This is a genomic window from Hoeflea sp. AS60, assembly GCF_038900115.1.
Classification (GTDB): domain Bacteria; phylum Pseudomonadota; class Alphaproteobacteria; order Rhizobiales; family Rhizobiaceae; genus Hoeflea.
Genome location: NZ_JBBMQP010000001.1, coordinates 1,020,508 through 1,040,302, shown reverse-complemented (window position 1 = coordinate 1,040,302; position 19,795 = coordinate 1,020,508). Strand labels below are relative to the sequence as shown.

The window sequence follows — 19,795 nt, the reverse complement described above, 5'->3', positions numbered from 1 at the left end:
TACAAAGCCGGTCACCCCGGAGCTCACCTTTCGAGACCTTCGCAGATGTTGCACCGGATTTACAATGCCGGCGATGGCTCTTCTCATTCGGCCCGGATGTTTCGGTGAGGCAAAAGGGTGCTGCGCTGCAGCTCGAGGCGTCGTTTCCAAGTCTGACATTCCGGTCGCCAGAGTTAGACATAGCCGTCTGCCTTGTCCTCGGCGACCGCCGCTGCATCCCTGAGCCCCGGGTCGCCATGCCCGCCGCCGCCCGGAGTTTCCATTCGGACGATATCACCCGGGCGCAGGGCATGACCAATGGTCTTGGCAGCCAAAGCGGTGGTCACGCCATCGCGCACGACGCTCAGGGTGCCGCCGCGTCCGGGCTGGCCGCCGTCGAGCCCGTAAGGCAGGGAGTCAAAGGCATCGAAGGCCGAGTTCAACAACCCGCTCTCGGCCAGAAATTCCCATTCACGGACGATGCCGAGACCGCCGCGCATGCGGCCTGCCCCACCCGAACCCGGTACAAGGCCGTAGCTGGTGAAACGAAGTGGAAACAGCGCCTCGATCATTTCGATCGGCGTGTTCTGACCGTTGTGAAAGCCGGCTGCCAAACCATTTGGCCCGTCGCGTTCAGGATGCGCTCCCCAGCCGCCAAGTTCAGAGTCAAAATAGACCTGACGACGGCCGTCGGCGCGGCGAATGTTGACCGCATGGTTGAATGTGGTGCCGTAATAGCTTGCCGGAATCCGGTCCGGAAGCACTTGGGCAAAGGCGCGCAGCACGGCGGTGGCAATCTTGTGCCCCGGCAACATCCGCATCGAAACGGGTGCCGGGAAATTGGCGTTGACCAGCGAGCCCTCGGGCGCCGTCACCGTGATCGGGCGGTAGCAACCGGCGTTGACCGTTGCCGTTACACCGCAGGCCGCGATCACGGCGTAATAGACCGCCGAAGTGGTCGTTGCCATGGTCGCGTTGATCGGGCCCTTGGCCTGCGCCGCAGTTCCAGTGAAATCGAGCGCGATGTCGCTGCCCTTGATCGTCAGAGCAACTGAAATCCGCTTGGCGCCCTCTTCGATCCCATCGCCATCGACGAAATCCTCGGCGATGTAAGTGCCATCTGGCAAGGCTTCGAGCGCGTTGCGCATCTCATGCTCGGCGTGGTCAAGAAGGGCTGCACCAATCTCGTCCAAAGCGTCGACACCATAGCGGTCTGCCAGCCGGAGCATGGCCCGCGCACCCACGTCGAGTGCAGCGATCTGGCTCAGAAAATCGCCTCGGAATGTTTCCGGTTCGCGGACGTTTTGCAGGATGGTGGCGAACAGGTCCTCCTGCATCTTGCCATCGCGCACGATCCGCACCGGTGGCAGGCGCAAGCCTTCCTGAAACACCTCGACCGCCTTGGCGTTGTAGCCGCCGGCGGCACCGCCTCCGACATCGACATGGTGGATCAGCACGCAGGTGATGGCGATGCGCTGACCGTCCTTGAACACCGGCTTGAAGGCGATGAAATCGGGCAGGTGCTGGCCGCCGCAATAGGGATCGTTGGTCACGATCACTTCGCCGTCGCGCCATTCGTCCAGCGGAATATGGTGGGCAGCGATGTGGTGAAGGCAGAGCTCCATAGAGTTCAGGTGCACGGGCATGCGCGCCGCCTGAGCCACATTGCGCCCTTTGGCATCGAAGACGGCAGTCGAGTAATCGAGCAACTCGCGCACGGTGGTCGAGCGAGAGGTGCGCCAGACCGTCACCGACATCTCCTCGGCCACCGACACGAGAGCCGCAGACACGATTTCGAGAAGAACGGGATCAGGACGCATCATGGCTGTTTCCTTGCGGTCATGTCGCCGGTCGCAGTCATGGTCAGCAACCAACGGCCGGGGATCAGCAAAGTGGTGTATTCCTGCTCAATGATTGCGGGGCCGGTCACGATGCTGCCTGCTGCAAGCGAAAGCTGACGGTGCACCGGTGTGTCAAACCAGGCGCCATCAACATGGACCGGGCGGTGCGTGACACTTGCGGATTCACTGGGCACGTAGGGGACGGGGGGCAGATCCGCTTCGCCCAGCACGCCGATCGCGGTCAGTCGCAGGGTGACAAGTTCGACCGCTTCCTTGGGGTCATCGAAGGAGAAACGCTGCCGATGCTGCTCCTCGAAACGGGTCCGCAAGACGGCGAGGGTTTCCGCCGTCAAAGCGCCATCAGGCACGGCGGTCATCAACTCGAAGGCCTGTCCGCGATAACGCAGATCGGCGGTAAGGGTGAGGATACGCTTGTCTTCAGGCATCTTGTCCTGATCAAGCAACGCGCTGCCGCGGGTGCGCAGATCGTCAGCCATTGCGTTCAATGCGGGCAGGCTTTCAGCCGCCAACGGCAGAATCTCGGTGCGTGAAAGGTCATGCTGGATGTCGGAAAACAGGATGCCGTGGGCGGAAAAGGTCGAAGGATCGCGGGGAAAGATCACCTGGGTCATGCCGAGCTCTTCAGCCACTTCTATGGCGTGCAGGCCGCCCGCCCCGCCAAAGCTCATCAGCGCGAAATCCCTCGGATCAAGTCCCTTGGCAAAAAGCGAGAACTTGATCGAGGCGGCAAGCTTCGCGTTAACCACGGCAAGAATACCCGATGCTGCATGATCAGGCGTGAGCGAAAGCGGCTCCTCGATCCTGTCGCGCAACGCGGCCCGCGCGCCATCGAGATCAAGGGCAAAGCGCCCACCCAGGAATGTGGCCGGATCAAGCCGCCCCAGGATCAGGTTCACATCTGTCACGGTTGGTTCTGTGCCGCCGCGGTTGTAGCACACCGGTCCCGGCACAGCGCCGGCGCTGCGCGGACCCACCTGAAGCCGCCCCGAGGGGTCGACAAAGGCTATGGAGCCGCCACCCGCCCCGATGGTGTTCATTTCCACCATCGGCACGCGGACCGGCAGGCCGTCGATCTCGCCTTGCGTGACAACCGTGCGTTCGCCGCCGGCCACAACCGCGACGTCATAGCTGGTTCCGCCCATGTCGACGCCGACGACGTCCAATGTATCGAGCGCATTGGCCAGCTTCTGTGCTGCCAGAACGCCGCCCGAAGGACCCGAGAGCAGCAGCTTGACGGGGGCTTGCACAGCCGCATCAAGGCTGATTGCACCGCCATTGGATTGGATAAGATAGACCGGAGCCGTAATCTGCGCATCCATCAACCGCGTCCGCAAGGCACTCACGTAGCGGGCGATGACGGGAACAAGCAGGGCGTTGAGAACAGTGGTTGCCGTGCGCTCGAACTCGCGAATTTCGGGAGAGACTTCGTGGCTGCATGACACGGCCATCTCGGGACAGCGGGCCAGCAAGCGGTCGCGGATTGCGATTTCCTGGGTCGGGTTGGCGTAGGCATTGAGCAAACAGATGGCAGTGGCCTTGGCGCCCGAGGCCACGACACGCTCGATCATCGCATCCAGCGCCGAGACGTCGATCTCGCGCACAACCTCCCCTGATGCGCCAATGCGACCGGGGGCGCCGAAGCGGTGACGGCGAGGCACCAGAATGCTTCGGTCGGGTCCGCGCAGGGCATAGATATCGGATCGTGCATGACGCCCGATTTCAAGCACATCCTCGAAGCCTTCGGTCGTGATCAGGGCGCCAGCGGGCAGATCGCGGGTCAGAACGGCGTTGGTGGCAATCGTGGTGCCATGCAGGATCAGCGCGATATCGGCGGTGGTGAAACCAAACCGCTCGCCTGCCAAGGCGATGGCATCGGTCAGTCCGCGCGCGGGATTGTCCGGGGTCGTCGGTGATTTGAGGCTGTGCGCCGCACCTGTGTCGGTATCCCGGAACTCAAGATCGGTGAAGGTACCACCGATATCGACAGCAATGGTAATGCGCGGTTTTGACATCAGGATCTGCATCTTCCGACAAGGGCGTTATCGGGAAAACGTCGCAGGCAAAGGCAATCAAATCAAATCGAAAATTCTTGGCTTGAGTGATCAGATATTTTTATCGCTCTGCTCGCGTGCAGTGGCCAATGCCAGCTGTCCGGCAATTTCCACGACATGGCTTTTCGGATCGCCAAGGTAGGAGGCGGTGAACTGCAGCGGCGCAGGCAACCAGCCGGGATCAAAGGTGCGAATTACGCCCCGCTCTACCAGGTGATGACCAAGAACTTCGGGCAGTGCTGCAACCCCCAGTCCGGCCTCAACCAGCCTGAAACAGGCGAGCAGAGACGAAGAGGAAAAAATCTGCGCCCGCGGCCCCACCCTTTCGAACAGGGCGCGCTTGAGCTCTCGGTGAGGACGGGTGTTGCGGGCGAATGTGATGACCGGGCGGGTGGCGATCAGGGTGCTGTCATCGCCGTCCGTGCTGATGGCGTCTGCTGCCACATACCAGGCGAGATCAAACACCGGCAGCATGATGTTGGTAATTGTCGCCTCGGACACCGGGCCCATGAGGATGGCAAGGTCGATCTCACGATCAAGCAGCCGTTCGCGCAGATTGGTCGAGATATCAACATCAATCTCGATCTCGACCTTGGGAAACCGGCGGTGCAGCGCAGAGACAAAATCAGGCAACCAGGATTGAGCCACGGTTTCGGCCACACCAAGTCGCAATTGCTGCTCGATCGCATCGGGGGCAATGATATTGGCTGTCACCTGTTCGGACAGGTGTTCGAACTGTTCGGCATAGCGGATCAGCATTTCTCCCCGTTTGGTCAGGGTCAGGCCGCCTCCGTTACGGTAAAACAGCTCTACCGACAGCGAGTCCTCCAGCGCCTTGATCCTGGCACTCACGGCGGGTTGGGTGATACTCAGGCTTTGTGCAGCCCTGCGCACCCCGCCCAGGCGAACAACCTCGAGAAACGTGCGCAGCTGTTCGATATTGAGACGGGACATGGAAATCAGCCTGGATCACAAACGCGCATGACTTTGCCAGTAGCTGGGCCAGCGGTTGGGAAAGACGGTAGCCGCAAGCGACCTGATATCAAAGCGGAAGATCGCATGAAAGTCGGGATTGACGATCCTCACCGCAGCGTAACATCGGTTAAGCCAATTTCCGCAGATAGCCATGAACGCTCGCTCCAAAAGCCTGCAGAGTGCCTTGCCGCAGCGCATTGGGGTATCGGCGCGATCACGTCCAATGTCCGCTATCAATATTCTGAACGCCGGAAGCCGACCGACTGCAAGCGACCCAATTTCAGTCGTCCGTTCCCAACGAAACGAAAGCCCCCATCCCGCCCGAACTTGCCAATTTCGATATACCCTCTTTAGTGATGTCATGGCCTAAGGCCATCGATCACCAAGGAAGATTGAGCCTTGGTCAATCGTTGTCGTCAGCGCCCTCACTGACCGGATTGCGGGCGAGAAAAATCCGCTCGAAAACGAAAACCAATGTCATGCCGATCAAGCCTACAACGACGATTGACGGGTCGGACTGCCACTTGATCGTGGCGAAGGTGGCGAGCACCACGCTGTCGAGCACGATTGCCGTCAAGAGCACCCAGCCCCGGGCGCCGATTTCATCGCGGAGGTTTCTAAAGACGCCCCAGTGAATGATGATGTCCATCACAAGATAGAAGAAAGCACCAAGTGAGGCGATGCGACTGAGGTCAAAGAAGACAGTCAGGATACCGGCGATCACGACGGTGTAGACCAGCGTGTGGTCCTTGATCGTGCCTGGCATGCCGAAATGGCTGTGCGGGATCATCTTCATCCTGGTCAGCATTGCCAGCATCCGCGACACCGCGAAAACGCTCGCAATCAGCCCTGACGCTGTGGCCACAAGCGCCAGCGCGACCGTCAGATAAAACCCGATTGGCCCAAGCGCAGGCTTTGCAGCCTCAGCAAGGGCATAGTCCTTCGCTGCCACAATGCGTTCCAGCGACAGACTTGAGCCTACAGCGAATGCGACGAGCAGGTAGACAGCCACGCATATTGCAATGGACAAGACAATGGCACGGCCCACATTGTGATGAGGGTCGGTGATCTCCGCACCGCTGTTGGTAATTGTCGTGAAGCCCTTGAAGGCAAGGATCGACAAGGCGACGGAGGCCACGAAACCTCCCGCGCCAGCTTCTCCGCCCGTAGCCTCAAACGTAATGCCACTGGCCCACAGGCCCGCCGCGCCGAACAGGGCGATGCCGCCAACCTTGAGGACCGCCATGACGATGGACAGAAGTCCAATCGAACGATTTCCGGACACGTTGACGAGATAGGCAAAGATGATCAGTCCGACGCCGATAACCGGAACGAGAATACTGTTGGGATCGCCGCCGAAAGCCTGCAGCGTATAGGTTCCGAAGGTGCGCGCGACCAGGCTTTCGTTGATGACCATCGACAGCGCCATCAGCAGAGCAGCACCTGATGCGACCGTTGTCGGCCCGTAGGCTTTCTTCAGGATCATTGCTATGCCGCCGGCGGACGGAAAGGCGTTCGACATCTTGATGTAGGTGTAGGCGCTGAATGCAGTCACAATCGCGCCCACGACGAACGAGAGCGGAAACAGAGGGCCTGCAAGCTCAGCAATCTGTCCGGTCAGGGCGAAGATGCCAGCGCCAATCATCACCCCGGTGCCCATCGCGACTGCGCTTGGCAGGGTGATGCTGTTTTTCTTGTAGTCTTCCGCCATCATGGTTCCTTTCCATTTGTCGCCGACTTGCGATTCACATCGGTGACAACGCTTCGATCAATTCTGCCGATGCCTAATGCCCGTTGCATTCAATTGGACGCACGGCGCTCTCGTCTGCAAACGGCCTTCCAGCGCAGGAGGGTTCCACTGAACGTGGAGAAAATTGTCCGAACTATCCGTGGAGTTTGAGCGCCCAACTGTTCCCGGTAGCCGAGGCACAAAACAAGTTGTTGGTATCGAACAATTCAGAAAACAGGCTGTCGAATACGTCCAGAAAGGAATTGCACTCCGTGCGCAGCTTCTGCGGATACGAGGCAAACTCGTTACGAACCTAGCAGCGTAGGTTACCATCCGATAGGCCGTACTGAACTATCTGCTCGATGACCGATGCACGGTCAGCGGCGTTCTCCACCGAGCCATCACCAACAATAGGCTATCGCTGCCAGCCTTCATCTATATGGCCCAGAAGCACGTCCATCCGCTTTTTTGATGCCTGAATAATGGCAGGCTCCAACTTCTGGGCTGCGCCTGCGCCGGTGGTTCCATGTTGCCACATCAGGAGTTCACCGCGCCGAGGCGCTGTGTTTCCATGTTTCTCGACGGCAGCGGTATAAGAAACACTCGCATTCATCCGAATATCTATACCGAGTGGATTTGGATCAGTGGCGCGCACGTGGATCGTCAGATTGAGCGGGTTGGCGAGCAGGCTGGTGGGTTCCGGCGCTGGGTCGCGACTGTAATAAGAGCCTGCGACAACGTGTGGGATGCCCGATTTTTTGAGCGCCGAAGCCGCATGATCCATCAATTGCTGGCACGCTCTTTCAGCATAGTTGCGCTCGATGGTTCGGATGCACGTGATCGCAACTCCATCCAGGCCCGCGAATTGGGCACTCCAATCAACCGGTTCAGCGATGATAGTGCTCTGTGCTTGCGCACTCTGTCCGGTTGCGGCGATCATAGACGCCAAGAGTATTGCTTTCGCAAAAATTCGCATTTGCTGGCTCCCTGACGAAACTGTGCCAATGAAATCTTGTAAGTACAAGGGGCAGCGTTCGCCGATGTGTAACCTCTACGATATCACCGCAGGCCGGCAGGCGATCATCGAGTTCACCAGAGCATTGGTGAACCAGGCAGGCAGGTGCACGCCAGACGAGCTGGATTGCGACGATCAGGTCCCAACTGTCAGTATGAACACGGGTAGCGCGCGTAAGCTTGCAATGGCCTGCTCGGGCATGGCCAATCGCTTGAGTTTCTGGCCCCCACCTTTCTGGCCCCTAGGTTCCTAGGAGACACGAAAATCGACAAAGGCGTCACCAATGTTCGCAATGCGCCACCTCAGCATTGGCGGCGCTCGCTCGGGGGCGGAGCCCGATGTATCGTTCTGGAAAACGCTTCTGTCGACCAGACCCTGCGGGCAAACATCAGGGTCGCTCAAGCCAAACTGATTGGCAGGGTTGAGTTCAACTGGTTTGAAACGCATGCAGAAGCAGCGCAATCGCTCCGTGTGGCTTGAGCAATTCAGCGTCCGCCACGCGCTGTGGCGTGTAGTGGCCTGCCACGTCCAGGCAATTCAATGTCCCGATCACGTTGCCACCGATAACGACGGGAATGTTGACGCAGCTCTCATATCCCAGTGACAGGATCAATTCATGATCCGGGAACACTTCAGCAATCTCTTCAATCGAGTTGGCCACGAATATTTCGTGACGATCCAGAACCTTCGCGGTCCAAGTGTTGGGGACCATCGGCTTCTCGCCATACACCGGATAGGCATCAGGCATGTTTGTGTAGATGCGGCTGGCCGACCCGTCTGACGGGTTGAACACCGACATGGTGAACAATTTGGCGCCTATGGTCTCCTGCACGTGCCTTTCGACCGCTTTGAACGTCGCGAGCGGCTGATCCTTGTCGGCAAATGCTTTAGCGATATTGCTCATGACCGGGTTCCTTTCAGTACTGTCAATTCACGGGGAAAATCGGTCAAGGACGTATTCCCTGCTGCGGTGATCAAGACATCGTCTTCGATGCGTACGCCAATGTCTCCGGGGCCATACAGGCCGGGTTCGATCGTGAGGACAATTCCCTCGACCAGCGGCTCCGGGTTTCCGATCATCACTTGCGGTGCTTCGTGGACCAGCAATCCAAGTCCGTGACCGGTCTTGTGGACGATGAGGCGGGCATGCGCAGACGCCTTCAGAACGCCGGTGACCTCTGTGTCGAGATCATGTGCTGTCAGGCTGGGGCCGGCGACAGACCGACCGCGGGTGTTGGCATCAAGCACCGTGTTGTAGATATCTGCGTGGTGATCGCTCACATGCTCGAAAAAGAAGGTCCGGGTAATATCGGCGTTGAGCCCGCCCCACATGGCACCAAAGTCGATCAGCAGCGGTGCACCGGCATAAAGGGCCCGATCACCCGGCTCGCCATGCGGGTTGGCAGCATTTTCCCCGATCAATACGACAGGCTCGAAGGCGAAACCGGCAGCGCCATTGGCAAGCATTCTGCTCTTGAGCAGCGCCACGATCTGCCTTTCGGTCATTCCGGATTTGAGCTGATCCAGAGTTTCGTGCAGGGCGATCTGCGAAATTGCCACGGCCTTGCGCAAAGCGGCGATTTCCATCTCGGATTTGACCAGCCTCAGGCTGCGCAGCTCCTTCTCTGCGTCTGCAATCCGGTCGGCTCCGAACGCCGCTTCGAGCGCCCGAAGCTCGAAGGCGCGCATCAGCATGCCCTCGACGCCGATCCTGCCGTCCGGCATTGCACGCGAGGCGGCTGCGAATGCGCCGGCATAGCCTTCATGATCCAACCAGTAGAATGTTTCCGCGGTTGGAAAGGTCTCGGTCCATTTCTGGCGCTCAAGCTCTGGCATGACGCCGACCACCCGGTTGTCGGATGTCACGAACAGGAGCGTGGGGCGCTCCATCAAATGAAATGACAGCCCGGAGACGTAGCGGAAATTTGGACCAGGCACGAAAGCGATGGCTGCCAGAGCGTTTTCCCTGGCAATGTTTGCCAAACGCTGTCGTGCGGTTTCGTAATTATCAGACATCATACGGCCTCTGCGAGTGGCGGCGTAATGGGCATGGAATATCCTTCCTTGGCTATGAAAATTCTCTCGATGACCTGTGCTTCGAACTGGATCTGGGCTGTGACTGCATGGTCAGAGGCCTCGACATCCCCGGCGCAGATGGCCTCAACCAGCACCTGCCAGTTGCGGGCCAGAATGTCTCGGTCGGCCTGTGCGCAATTTGGGAAGAGATAGAGATATTTCGTGCGGATCCCTGCATCCAGGATGACGCGATAGGCGTTGTCGCGGAAAAAATTGTCCGAGATGGTCGATATCTTCTGGCGCAAGGCCAGTTCCATCTTCTGCGAAGGCTCGTCGGCACTGACCCGCAAGGCCTTCATCAACTCGGCTGTCTCGCCCTTCAGCTCAGATGCCGGCTGTTCGGATATTTTCGCTGCCGCCTCCCGGACCACAGCCCGCGACAGCAAATAGTACATATCGAAAAGGGCCTTGAGTTTCCGCATGACAAGCGGAGCCACAATGGATGTGCGGTTTGGCAGATGGTGCACGAGCCCTTCTGACGCCAGCCTCGCGACCGCCTCGCGCACCGGTGTCCGAGAGACGCCGTATTGCGCAGCCAATGACACTTCATCAATTGCAGAGTTTGGCTCGATACGCAGCCACAAGATGTCATCGCGCATGCGTTCGTGGATCGCCAGACCGCCCCGCTGCATTTTCCGGTTGGTGCCAGAGCCAGCTTTTTTCATCGATTATGCTCTCCCCCGAATTGACATGCGTTCTGTATTAAGTTTGTATTATGCTGACAGAGTTGTCCAATAAAAATATGGGTTCGATCGAACAAGATTCACAAACAGGAGAACTGAAATGGCGAAAATGCTCAAAACACTTGCCGCAGCCACCGTGGCGACTGTCGTTCTGACCGTGTCGGCAAGCGCCGGAGGAAAAATTGCATATTTTGCGGCGGCCTCGCAAAATGGCTTCAACCAGGCGACTTATGAAGGCGTCCAGGAAATGGCCGCCAAAAGAGGTTATGAAACAGAGGTTTTTGACGGCAAGTTTGATGCAGCCGTCCAGTTCTCCCAGGTCGAGGATGTGCTGGCGAGCGGCAATTTCGATGGCTTCATCATCGCGCCAAACGACAATGTAGGCATTGCCGGCGCTGTGGAACAGGTCATTGCGGCTGGCAAGCCGATTGCAACCGTTCTCTTTCCGGTCGGGCCCGAAATGAACACGCTTGAGCCGCAGATCGAGGGACTGACAGCCACCGTTGCCTCCCCCCCGGTGCCGGGTGCGACGCTGCAAGCCCAGGCTGTTGTGGACTTCTGCGCGGACAAGGATCCCTGCAATGTGGTCATCCTGATTGGCGCGAAAATATTCCCCTTCGACAACCTGCGTCTCGAGACCTATCAGAAGGTCCTGGCAGAGCACGCCAACATCAAGGTCGTCTCTGTCGGTGAAGGCTTCTACTCGCCCGAGACAGGTTTGAACGTGATGACGGACATCCTTCAGGCCAATTCCGGCGTGCACGCGGTTCTCTCCAATGCTGACCAGCAGATGGCGGGCGCCGAGATCGCTCTGGATGCTGCAGGATACAATGTGCCTGAGATGTACATCATGGGCGGCGGCGCTGCAGACGTTGCGATCGATGCCATTCGCAAAGGCCGCTGGGACGCGACGCTGGCTTACTTCCCCAAGACAATGGGTGCGCTGGCAATGGAGCAGATCGCAAACGCGATTGAAGGCAAGCCGGTCACAAACGCCATCAACATGGATGAGGCAGGCCCGGTTCAGGCGCTGATCGACAAATCGGTTCTGGATGCAAATCCCGACTTCGTCGCCGAGTGGCAGCAGTAACACCAAAAAGGGGTCGGGGTGCGATTGGCACCCCGACAATCATTTAACAGGAGATGTCGTTATGGCAGGGAATTATCGTGTCTCGGCAGATATCGGGGGAACATTCACCGATATCGTGTTTCAGGACAGCGCAACCGGGGCCTGTGGAGCCACAAAAGTCTTGTCCACGCCAGAAAACCCCGCATTGGCTGTGCTTGAAGGCATCAACACAGCCATTCCGGCAGATGCCGAGATCGACTTTTTCGTGCATGGCACGACAGTTGGCCTGAATGCACTTCTGACCCGCCGCGGCGCGAAAGTGGCGTTGCTCACGACACGGAACTTCCGCGACATCTACACGATACAGGGCAATGATCGGGGCGAGATTTTCTCGATCCGCTGGAACAAGCCCGAACCGCTTGCGACGCTCGAACACACCTATGTTGCCACCGGGCGTCTCGCCGCTGACGGGTCCGAAGTCGATGCGCTCTCGACGGATGATCTCGATGCGTTCGTTGAGGCAGCCAAGGCAGAGGCCTATGAGGCCGTCGCCGTCTGCTTCCTGTTCTCCTATGTCAATCCGGCGCACGAACTGGCGGCAAAGGCCTATCTCGAAGAGCGGCTGCCGGGAATGGCGATTGCCTTGTCGCATCAGGTGTCGCCTGAATGGCGCGAGTTCGACAGGACCTCGACCACAGTCATGGACAGCTATCTGGCGCCGGTCGTGCGCAAGTATCTGGCGACCCTGGTCGGCGATCTCAAGACCCGGCTGCCTGACGGTCACGGGCTGCATGTGATGGAGTCCAACGGTGGCGTGATGAGTGCGACCACGGCCAGCAACAATGCCTTGCAGACCCTGCTTTCGGGGCCCGTCGGCGGAGCCATTGGCGGCAAGGCGCTGGCGCAGGTCACCGGTCGGCAGAACCTGATCTGTGTCGATATGGGGGGCACGTCTTTCGACGCCAGCCTGATCATTGACGGCCTGCCGTCGACTTCCAATGAAACCATGCTCGAAGGCTTGCCGGTGCAGATGTCGGTGGTTGATATCCACGTCATCGGTGCAGGTGGCGGCTCGCTGGCCTGGGAAGAGGCAGGTGCCGTGCGTGTGGGTCCACAATCTGCAGGGTCTACGCCGGGGCCGGTGTGCTACGGGCGAGGCGGCACGCAGCCAACGGTTTCTGACGCGAACCTTGTTCTTGGCCGGTTGGACAGTGCGAATTTCGGCGGCGGCGACATGGTGCTCGACCGCGACGCAGCGACTGCTGCGCTGGCAAAAATGGGCGCAAAATTCGACATGAGCGCCGAGGCAATGGCACAGGGGATTGTGGACATCGTCAATGCGAAAATGGCCGATGCCATTCGCACGATCACCATTCAGCGCGGGATCGATCCGCGCGACTTCACGCTTGTGGCCTTTGGCGGAGCTGGACCTGCTCAGGCGGCGGCTATGGCCGAAGAACTTCAGATTCGCGAAGTCATCATCCCGGTCCACCCCGGGGCGTTTTCAGCCTGGGGCATGCTGCAGACCGATATGCGCCATGATTTCAAGGAGACCATGTATGGATTCTGGGACCTGATCGACCAGTCAAACCTTGAAAGCGCCTTTGAGAACCTTGCCGCGAAGGGCAAGGATTACATGCTCGGCGAGAATGTTGCCGCAGCCAATATCAGCTTCGAACGCGGCGTCGATTTCCGCTATCACGGCCAGGAATATGTGCTGACGATCCCGATACCGGATGGTCCAATTGACATGGCAGCGGTCCGCAACAGTTTCGACGCCGCATACGAGCGTCAATACGGCCATTGCAGCCCTGAAGGCCGGGTGGAGATGGCAAATATCCGCCTCGCAGCGGTAGGACATATCCCGCGCCCTGAAAATGCGCCGCCATTGCCGATGGCAGCCAAACCCGAGCGCACCCGCGACGTCTATTTCAGCGGCACGGCGCAGCCCACGCGGATCGTCGACCGGAATGCACTGGCGGATGGTCAGGCCGTGTCCGGCCCTGCCATCATCGAAGAGGGCACCACCACGACCCTCCTGCCCCCCGGTTGGCAGGCAGTGGTCATCCAAGGCGGCCATATGGCATTGAGCAAATCTGATACGGGCAAAGGAGCGGTCGCATGAGCAAGGCAGACCCGATTACCACTGAAGTCGTCAGAAACTTTGTGATTTCCTGCGCACAGGACATGAACGCCTCGCTTTGGCGGTCTGCCCATTCCTCCGTCATTTACGAAGGCAAGGACAGCGCTGTGGCGTTGATGGACGAGCATGGCAACATGCTGGGTCAGTCGACAGGCGTTCCGCTGTTCATCGGTGCGATTGATGTCTGCGTCCAGTACGTCAAGGACTACTATGGCGACGATATCCATGAAGGTGACGTCTTCATCATGAATGACAGCTACATGCAGGGCACACACCTGCATGACGTGACCGCCATTGGCCCGATCTTCCACAAGGGAGAACTGGTGGGCTTTGGCGCATCGCGCGCCCATTGGGGCGATATCGGCGCGATGGATCCAGGCTCCGTGATGGGCTCTACCAACATCTATCAGGAAGGTTTGCGACTGGGGCCGACACGTGTCATCAGCCGCGGCAAGCAGCAGCGCGAATGGTATGATCATCTGCGGCTGAACACCCGGTTGGAAGACGCGACCATCGGCGATCTCGGGGCGCAGGTCGCCGCCATTCGCACCGGTGAGCGACGTCTGGGCCAGTTGCTCGACCGCATCGGCGTGGAGGTCTATCGCGACGCCTGCCAGAACATCTTTGAACAATCCCGCCGCATGGATCGCGAGGCGATTGCCGCGATCCCGGATGGAACATGGTCGCGCAGCGGCTATCTCGACGATGACGGCGTCGGCACTGATCCGGTCAAGGTGGTTCTGACGCTGACGATTGAAGGCGATGCGCTGATCGTGGATCTGACCGGTTCGTCCGGTCCGGTGCCTGGATCGATCAATTGCGGCGCAAAGCAGACGGAATCGCTCCTGCGGCTTGCCTACAAGACGATGATCAACCCGGCTCGGGCCATCACCGGTGGATCGTTCGAGACGATGACGGTCAAGATCCCGGACCTGTGCATGTACAATGCCTCCGAACCCGCGGCTTGCGAGTGGTATTTCACCGGACTTGGTCTTCTTGCCGATCTGTTCATCTCGTGCATGTCGGAAGCCCTGCCTGAACGGTCGACGGCGGCCCACTACGGCGACAGCATGGTTGCCGGCTTCTTCTCGGTTGATCAGAAGCGCGGTCAGTGGATTGCACTTGAGCCCACAGCGGGTGGCTGGGGCGGCCGGATCGACAGCGACGGTGAAAGCGCCCTGATCAATCTTGTGAACGGTGGCTTTCGCAACATCCCTGCCGAGGTTTATGAAACCAAGTTCCCGGTCCGTCTGGAAGAATTTTCCATCCGCCCGGACAGCGGCGGCGCAGGCAAATACCGCGGCGGCTGCGGTGTCATTCGTCGCTACAAGGCGCTTGAGGACTGCTACAGCGCCTTGTGGTTTGAACGTTCCAAGACCCCTGCCTGGGGCCTCAATGGCGGGCTCGACGGCGCTGGCCCGTGGATCGAGATTACCCTCCCCGATGGATCGACCGAGCAACGACTGAAGATGCGCGCGCGTGAGGTGAAGGCCGGAACTGTCATTGAAACAATGACAGGTGGCGGTGGCGGCAATGGCGACCCCAAGGCACGCAGCTTTGAAGATGTGCGCCGTGACGTCACGCGAGGCCTTGTCAGCCGCAAGGCTGCACAGGATGTCTATGGCGTCGTCTTGACGGACGCCCTGGAGGTCGATGAAGCCGCCTCGCAGGCCCGTGCGTGACATGACAGCAGAGGTTGCGATTTCTGCACGCGGGATCGGGGTTTCGTTTTCCGGAACCTCGGTCCTGCGCGACATTGATCTCGACATTCACTGCGGCGAAATTCATGGCCTTGTCGGTGAAAACGGGGCCGGAAAATCCACGCTTGGCAAGGTGTTGGGCGGCTATTACAGCGCAAGCGCCGGTCAGCTGACGGTTTTTGGCAAGCCGGTGCAACGGTGGGGGCCGCCGGAGGCTCTGGCCCAGGGCATCGCCATCATGCATCAGGAATTGCAGCTGGTGCCCGCGCTGACTGTGGCAAAAAACGTCTTTCTCGGACTTGAAGAGAAACGCTTCGGCATTCTGCGCAATACGGAAGCCAAGCGACTGCAGGTTCTGATGAAATCCACCGGGTTTCGTCTCAGGCCCGACGACACGGCGGGTGAACTGTCAATTGCCGACAGGCAGAAGATCGAGATCCTGCGTGCGCTGGCGCGTGACGCAAGGGTCATCGTCATGGACGAGCCAACCTCGTCGCTTGCCAAGGACCAGATCACGCAGTTGCACAACACGATGCGGGCGCTGCGAGATGCAGGCCGCACGGTGATCTATGTCTCGCATTTCCTCGATGACATTCTCGATGTTGCTGACCGCATCACAGTTTTGCGAGACGGCAATCTGGTTCAGACGGTCGATGCCGGCGAGCAAACCAAGTCGACGCTCGTATCGGCTATGCTCGGGGGTGAAAAGACAGAGACGCCTTTTCCGCCAAAGCAGCTTTCGCCAAACCCCTTGCCTCTGCTCGAGGTTCGCGGCTTGCGCACCAGCACAGGCGTCAATGGCGTTGATCTGACCATCGGTGCTGGCGAAATTGTCGGCCTGACAGGACTGGTCGGGTCCGGGCGCACCGAAATCGCGCGCGCCATAGTTGGCGCAGATGCCTCGACGGGAACGATCACACTGGATGGCGAGGCATATACCGACCGGTCTCCCGCAGCATCGACCCGAAAGGGCATCGTTCTCGTTCCTGAAGACCGCCGCAAGCAAGGCCTGGTGATGACACTGCCGGTCAGTGCGAACACGACCTTGCCTCACTTGCGGCGCTTCGCTTCGCTCGGCGTGCTGAACGCCAGCTCAGAACGCAGCAAGACCCGACAGCTGATTGAGGACTTCCAGGTCCGTCCGGCATTGGTTGGCGGAGACATTTCCTCATTTTCCGGCGGCAACCAGCAAAAGGTACTGATCGGAAAATGGCTGCTGGACAACCCCAAGGTCGTGCTTCTCGATGAACCCAGCCGAGGGGTGGATGTCGGCGCGCGTCAGCTGATCCATGAGGCCATTGCGGCACTCGCGGCACGCGGTGTCGGCGTGCTCGTCATCTCGAGCGAAATCGATGAAGTGCTTGGCCTTGCGCACCGTACCTATCTGGTTGATCGCGGCCGCATCATGACATCGATCGACACGAGCTCCACCACCGAAGCGGATGTGTTGAGCCTGCTTTTCCAATACCAATCCGACGCTAACGAGGACGCACTGGTATGACACCGATCCATATTCTCAGATTTTGTCAGAGCTATGCGGTGCTCATCCTGATAGCCGTGCTGATGGCAACCATGACCCTGCTGTCGGACAGTTTTCTGACCGGTGCGAACCTGTTGAACATCCTCAATCAGAACGCGCCGCTGGCGATCATGGCCTCAGCCATGACCCTGGTGATCATTGCGGGCGGATTTGACCTGTCGGTCGGCTCGACCTTCGCAGTTGGTGCCGTGTGTTCGGCGTGGGTCGCCTTGAACGTTGATCCCTATCTTGGCTTGCTGCTTGCACCGGTTGTCGGATTGACCCTTGGCCTCATGAACGGGGTCGTGATCACCGCGCTCAATGTCCATTCGTTCCTTGCCACGATCGCCACGAGCCTGATTTTCAAGGGTATTGCGGTTGTTATCTCGGACGGTCGATTGATTCCGGTGCGCATGGACGAATTCACATGGCTGGGCCGCGGCAAGGTCGGAGGCGTGTTCCTGTCGGTCTGGGTCATGATAGCCTTCGCGCTCATCTTGAGTTTTGTGCTGACGCGCACGAGTTTTGGCCGCAAGGTGCTGGCAGTTGGCGGCAATCAGGATGCCGCGATCCTGTCGGGTATCCGCGCCGACAGGATCAAGATCATGACATTCGCCCTGGCGGGCATGGCGGCGGGGCTGGCCTCGGCCCTTGCCACATCCCGCATATCTATGGGCCAGGCCTCTGCCGGCAGCGGCTTTGAACTGCAGGCGATCGCGGCTGTTATCCTCGGCGGGACAAGCATCTATGGCGGTGTGGGGGCAGTGTGGCGCAGCGTGGCGGGCGTGATGCTGCTGGCCTTGATCAACAACGGCTTCAACATCCTGAATGCGGATCCTTTCTATCGCGACCTGACAACGGGCCTGATCATCCTGGCAGCCATCGGTATCAGTTCGGTCGGCAAGAAGGCGCATTGATCCCGCAAGACATATGAGTACGGCGGTTGGCACCATATTGCCTTCAAATGGGCTGATCTCCTTCGACTTATTTGCTGGCGCTGCCTGCAGGAATGGTAATTTGAACACGAAGACCACCGGACGCCTTGTTCTGAGCGGTCGCCCCACCACCATGCCATTCAGCCGCCCGCCGCGTAATGGCAAGGCCCAGACCGAACCCTGTGCGGCCATTGCCAGTCGAACTTTGGGAGAAGGGCTGGAAAATGCCTTCCAGTTCAGCTTCCGGTACCCCATGGCCCTCGTCCTCTATAGCCAGCACGAGTTGCTTGTTCTTGACCTCTGATGTCACCAATACAGATGTACCAGTTTTCGTATGCGTGATCGCGTTGCGTATGACGTTTTCGAGCGCCCGGTAAATCAGCTCTCCATTGACCGAAGCCACAAATGAATCCACGCCCTTATAGCGAACCTCAATGCCGCGAGCCTGCCCTTCGAAGCCCGCGTCCTCAATGATTTCGCGGATCAGATCGACCACATCCAGCGTCTGCAGGTCGAAGCCTGGATTGTCCCGCTCCGAGAGCCTTGCAAGCGTCAGGATTTCCCCAACCAGTTCGTCAAGACGCGCAACCTCTCGTCCCATGCGCTCAATCATCGCCGACAGGCGCATTGGGTTTTGCTGCAAGACGCCAATGGCTGCCTGAAGCCTCGACAGTGGAGACCGTAGCTCGTGGGAGACATCGTGAAACAACTGTTGCTGTGCGACCCGAAAGTCTTCGAGTCGCGCGGCAGTGATATCCAGATCGTGGGCCAGCGACGTAATCTCGTCTCGCTTGCTGCCGATTGTATGGGCTATCCGGACATTGAGCTGGCCCTTGGCGAGCGATCTCAATCCGAAGCGGAGCTGCTCGACGGGAGTGATGAAATAGCGGGCCAGCCAGTAAGCGGCGGCGGCGGCGGCGAGAAGGGCTGCGAGCCATGGCACCATTCTCGGCCAGGTCTTGGAAGCCACGCTCTGTGCCGACCCGGCAATCATCAGCTGATAGCAAGTGCCATCTCTGACGGCTGTTCTGACGAGGTCATTCTCGTTTGTGTTTGAACAATCAATAGCCGGCCCGATTGCGGTTATGCTGATCGGAATGGCTCGTCCGGTTCGTTCCATGGCCGCAAGCAGATTTGTCGCTGCTTCAAGACCATCTGTCTGAACGACCTGCGCCGAAGTCTCCAGCGCAAAGCGATACTCCCGATTGAGAACCTCCTCATCGAAAGGCGATCCGAACAGCGCGCTGAGCGCAAAGAGAAGTGCTATGGAACCGGTCATGGCCAACCAAACGACCACGAAGAACTTTCTGAACAACCGATTCATTGCTAACCTTCCAGAAGCTGGTAACCCCGCCCCCGCACAGCCTGGATCCAGGGTTTTCCGTCGCCTCGCGCTCCAATCTTCTGGCGAATACTGCTGATATGCACATCTATCCGCCGGTCAAATGCAGTGAGCGCCCGGCCAAAAGCGCGCAGCGAGATCTCTTCCTTGGAGACCAGTTGACCGGCTGACTGGACGAGCACCTCGAGAAGGCTGAACTCGGTACCGGTCAGCTCCAGTTGCGCACCGCGCCACTCGGCTCGCCGGCTGGACGGATGGAGAATCAGCTCGCCGCTCCTCAATTCTTCCGGCGGACCATCCCTCCCGGCTCTACCAGAACGGCGAAGAATGGCACGGATGCGGGCCGTCAACTCACCGGGCGAACAGGGCTTGGAAACATAATCATCAGCCCCAAGGTTAAGCCCTGCAATGCGGTCGATGTCGTCCCCATAGGCTGTCAGCATCAGCACGGGCACTTCGCTGACCTCGCGGATCTTCTGCAACACCTCAATGCCATTCATCCGTGGCATCATGATATCAAGCACAATGAGATCGGTTGAGGCGGACATGGCTTCGGCAACGCCGATCCTGCCATCCGCGGTCACCTCTACGGAAAACCCTTCCTTGCTCAAATATTCACTGAGCAAACTCGTGAGTTCGATGTCGTCATCGATCAAAAGCACATTGGTCATTTTATGCATCCATAGGGGTCGATGCGCGCACCGTAGGGCTTGCCGG

At 59.0% G+C, this 19,795-nt stretch carries 15 protein-coding genes; 5 read left to right on the top strand and 10 right to left on the bottom strand.

The window, feature by feature from the left end; genetic code table 11:
• Positions 1–173 precede the first annotated feature (173 nt).
• The 8 genes from WNZ14_RS04890 to WNZ14_RS04855 form a co-directional block, all read right to left on the bottom strand.
• Positions 174–1,802, bottom strand: coding sequence for a hydantoinase B/oxoprolinase family protein (locus tag WNZ14_RS04890; protein WP_342867471.1), 1,629 nt, complete (start codon positions 1,800–1,802; stop codon positions 174–176).
• A complete protein-coding gene (locus WNZ14_RS04885; protein ID WP_342867470.1) occupies positions 1,799–3,853 on the bottom strand; it encodes a hydantoinase/oxoprolinase family protein in 2,055 nt (684 codons plus the stop codon). Before WNZ14_RS04885 ends, WNZ14_RS04890 begins: the two co-directional genes overlap by 4 nt.
• Before the next feature lie 90 nt (positions 3,854–3,943).
• A complete protein-coding gene (locus WNZ14_RS04880) occupies positions 3,944–4,846 on the bottom strand; it encodes a LysR family transcriptional regulator (RefSeq protein ID WP_342867469.1) in 903 nt (300 codons plus the stop codon).
• Positions 4,847–5,270: 424 nt separating this feature from the next.
• Positions 5,271–6,578: an APC family permease gene (locus tag WNZ14_RS04875; protein WP_342868513.1), complete on the bottom strand. Its 1,308-nt coding sequence runs from the start codon at positions 6,576–6,578 to the stop codon at positions 5,271–5,273.
• Positions 6,579–7,011: 433 nt separating this feature from the next.
• Complete coding sequence (locus tag WNZ14_RS04870) at positions 7,012–7,572, bottom strand: hypothetical protein (RefSeq protein ID WP_342867468.1); 561 nt, start codon at positions 7,570–7,572, stop codon at positions 7,012–7,014.
• A gap of 466 nt (positions 7,573–8,038) precedes the next feature.
• Positions 8,039–8,515 carry a GAF domain-containing protein gene (locus WNZ14_RS04865; RefSeq protein WP_342867467.1) on the bottom strand — a complete coding sequence of 159 codons (477 nt, stop codon included), beginning with the start codon at positions 8,513–8,515 and terminating at the stop codon, positions 8,039–8,041.
• On the bottom strand, positions 8,512–9,627 hold the full coding sequence (locus tag WNZ14_RS04860; protein ID WP_342867466.1) for a Xaa-Pro peptidase family protein: 1,116 nt from the start codon (positions 9,625–9,627) through the stop codon (positions 8,512–8,514). Before WNZ14_RS04860 ends, WNZ14_RS04865 begins: the two co-directional genes overlap by 4 nt.
• Positions 9,627–10,352 carry a GntR family transcriptional regulator gene (locus tag WNZ14_RS04855; protein ID WP_342867465.1) on the bottom strand — a complete coding sequence of 242 codons (726 nt, stop codon included), beginning with the start codon at positions 10,350–10,352 and terminating at the stop codon, positions 9,627–9,629. The genes WNZ14_RS04860 and WNZ14_RS04855 overlap by 1 nt, the downstream gene beginning before the upstream one ends.
• Before the next feature lie 118 nt (positions 10,353–10,470).
• Between WNZ14_RS04855 and WNZ14_RS04850 the strand changes: the two genes are divergently transcribed.
• From WNZ14_RS04850 to WNZ14_RS04830, 5 genes are all read left to right on the top strand, one after another.
• On the top strand, positions 10,471–11,460 hold the full coding sequence (locus tag WNZ14_RS04850) for a sugar ABC transporter substrate-binding protein (RefSeq protein WP_342867464.1): 990 nt from the start codon (positions 10,471–10,473) through the stop codon (positions 11,458–11,460).
• 61 nt (positions 11,461–11,521) lie between these two features.
• Positions 11,522–13,564: a hydantoinase/oxoprolinase family protein gene (locus tag WNZ14_RS04845; protein WP_342867463.1), complete on the top strand. Its 2,043-nt coding sequence runs from the start codon at positions 11,522–11,524 to the stop codon at positions 13,562–13,564.
• On the top strand, positions 13,561–15,264 hold the full coding sequence (locus WNZ14_RS04840) for a hydantoinase B/oxoprolinase family protein (RefSeq protein WP_342867462.1): 1,704 nt from the start codon (positions 13,561–13,563) through the stop codon (positions 15,262–15,264). The genes WNZ14_RS04845 and WNZ14_RS04840 overlap by 4 nt, the downstream gene beginning before the upstream one ends.
• 1 nt (position 15,265) lies before the next feature.
• Complete coding sequence (locus WNZ14_RS04835; RefSeq protein WP_342867461.1) at positions 15,266–16,783, top strand: sugar ABC transporter ATP-binding protein; 1,518 nt, start codon at positions 15,266–15,268, stop codon at positions 16,781–16,783.
• On the top strand, positions 16,780–17,718 hold the full coding sequence (locus WNZ14_RS04830; RefSeq protein WP_342867460.1) for an ABC transporter permease: 939 nt from the start codon (positions 16,780–16,782) through the stop codon (positions 17,716–17,718). The genes WNZ14_RS04835 and WNZ14_RS04830 overlap by 4 nt, the downstream gene beginning before the upstream one ends.
• A 67-nt stretch (positions 17,719–17,785) precedes the next feature.
• On the opposite strand, the gene WNZ14_RS04825 is transcribed toward WNZ14_RS04830, so the two are convergent.
• The gene (locus tag WNZ14_RS04825; protein WP_342867459.1) at positions 17,786–19,060 is read right to left on the bottom strand and encodes a HAMP domain-containing sensor histidine kinase; all 1,275 of its coding nucleotides are present in this window, start codon (positions 19,058–19,060) and stop codon (positions 17,786–17,788) included.
• A 2-nt stretch (positions 19,061–19,062) separates the two neighbouring features.
• Positions 19,063–19,749, bottom strand: coding sequence for a response regulator transcription factor (locus WNZ14_RS04820; RefSeq protein WP_342867458.1), 687 nt, complete (start codon positions 19,747–19,749; stop codon positions 19,063–19,065).
• Positions 19,750–19,795: the final 46 nt, after the last annotated feature.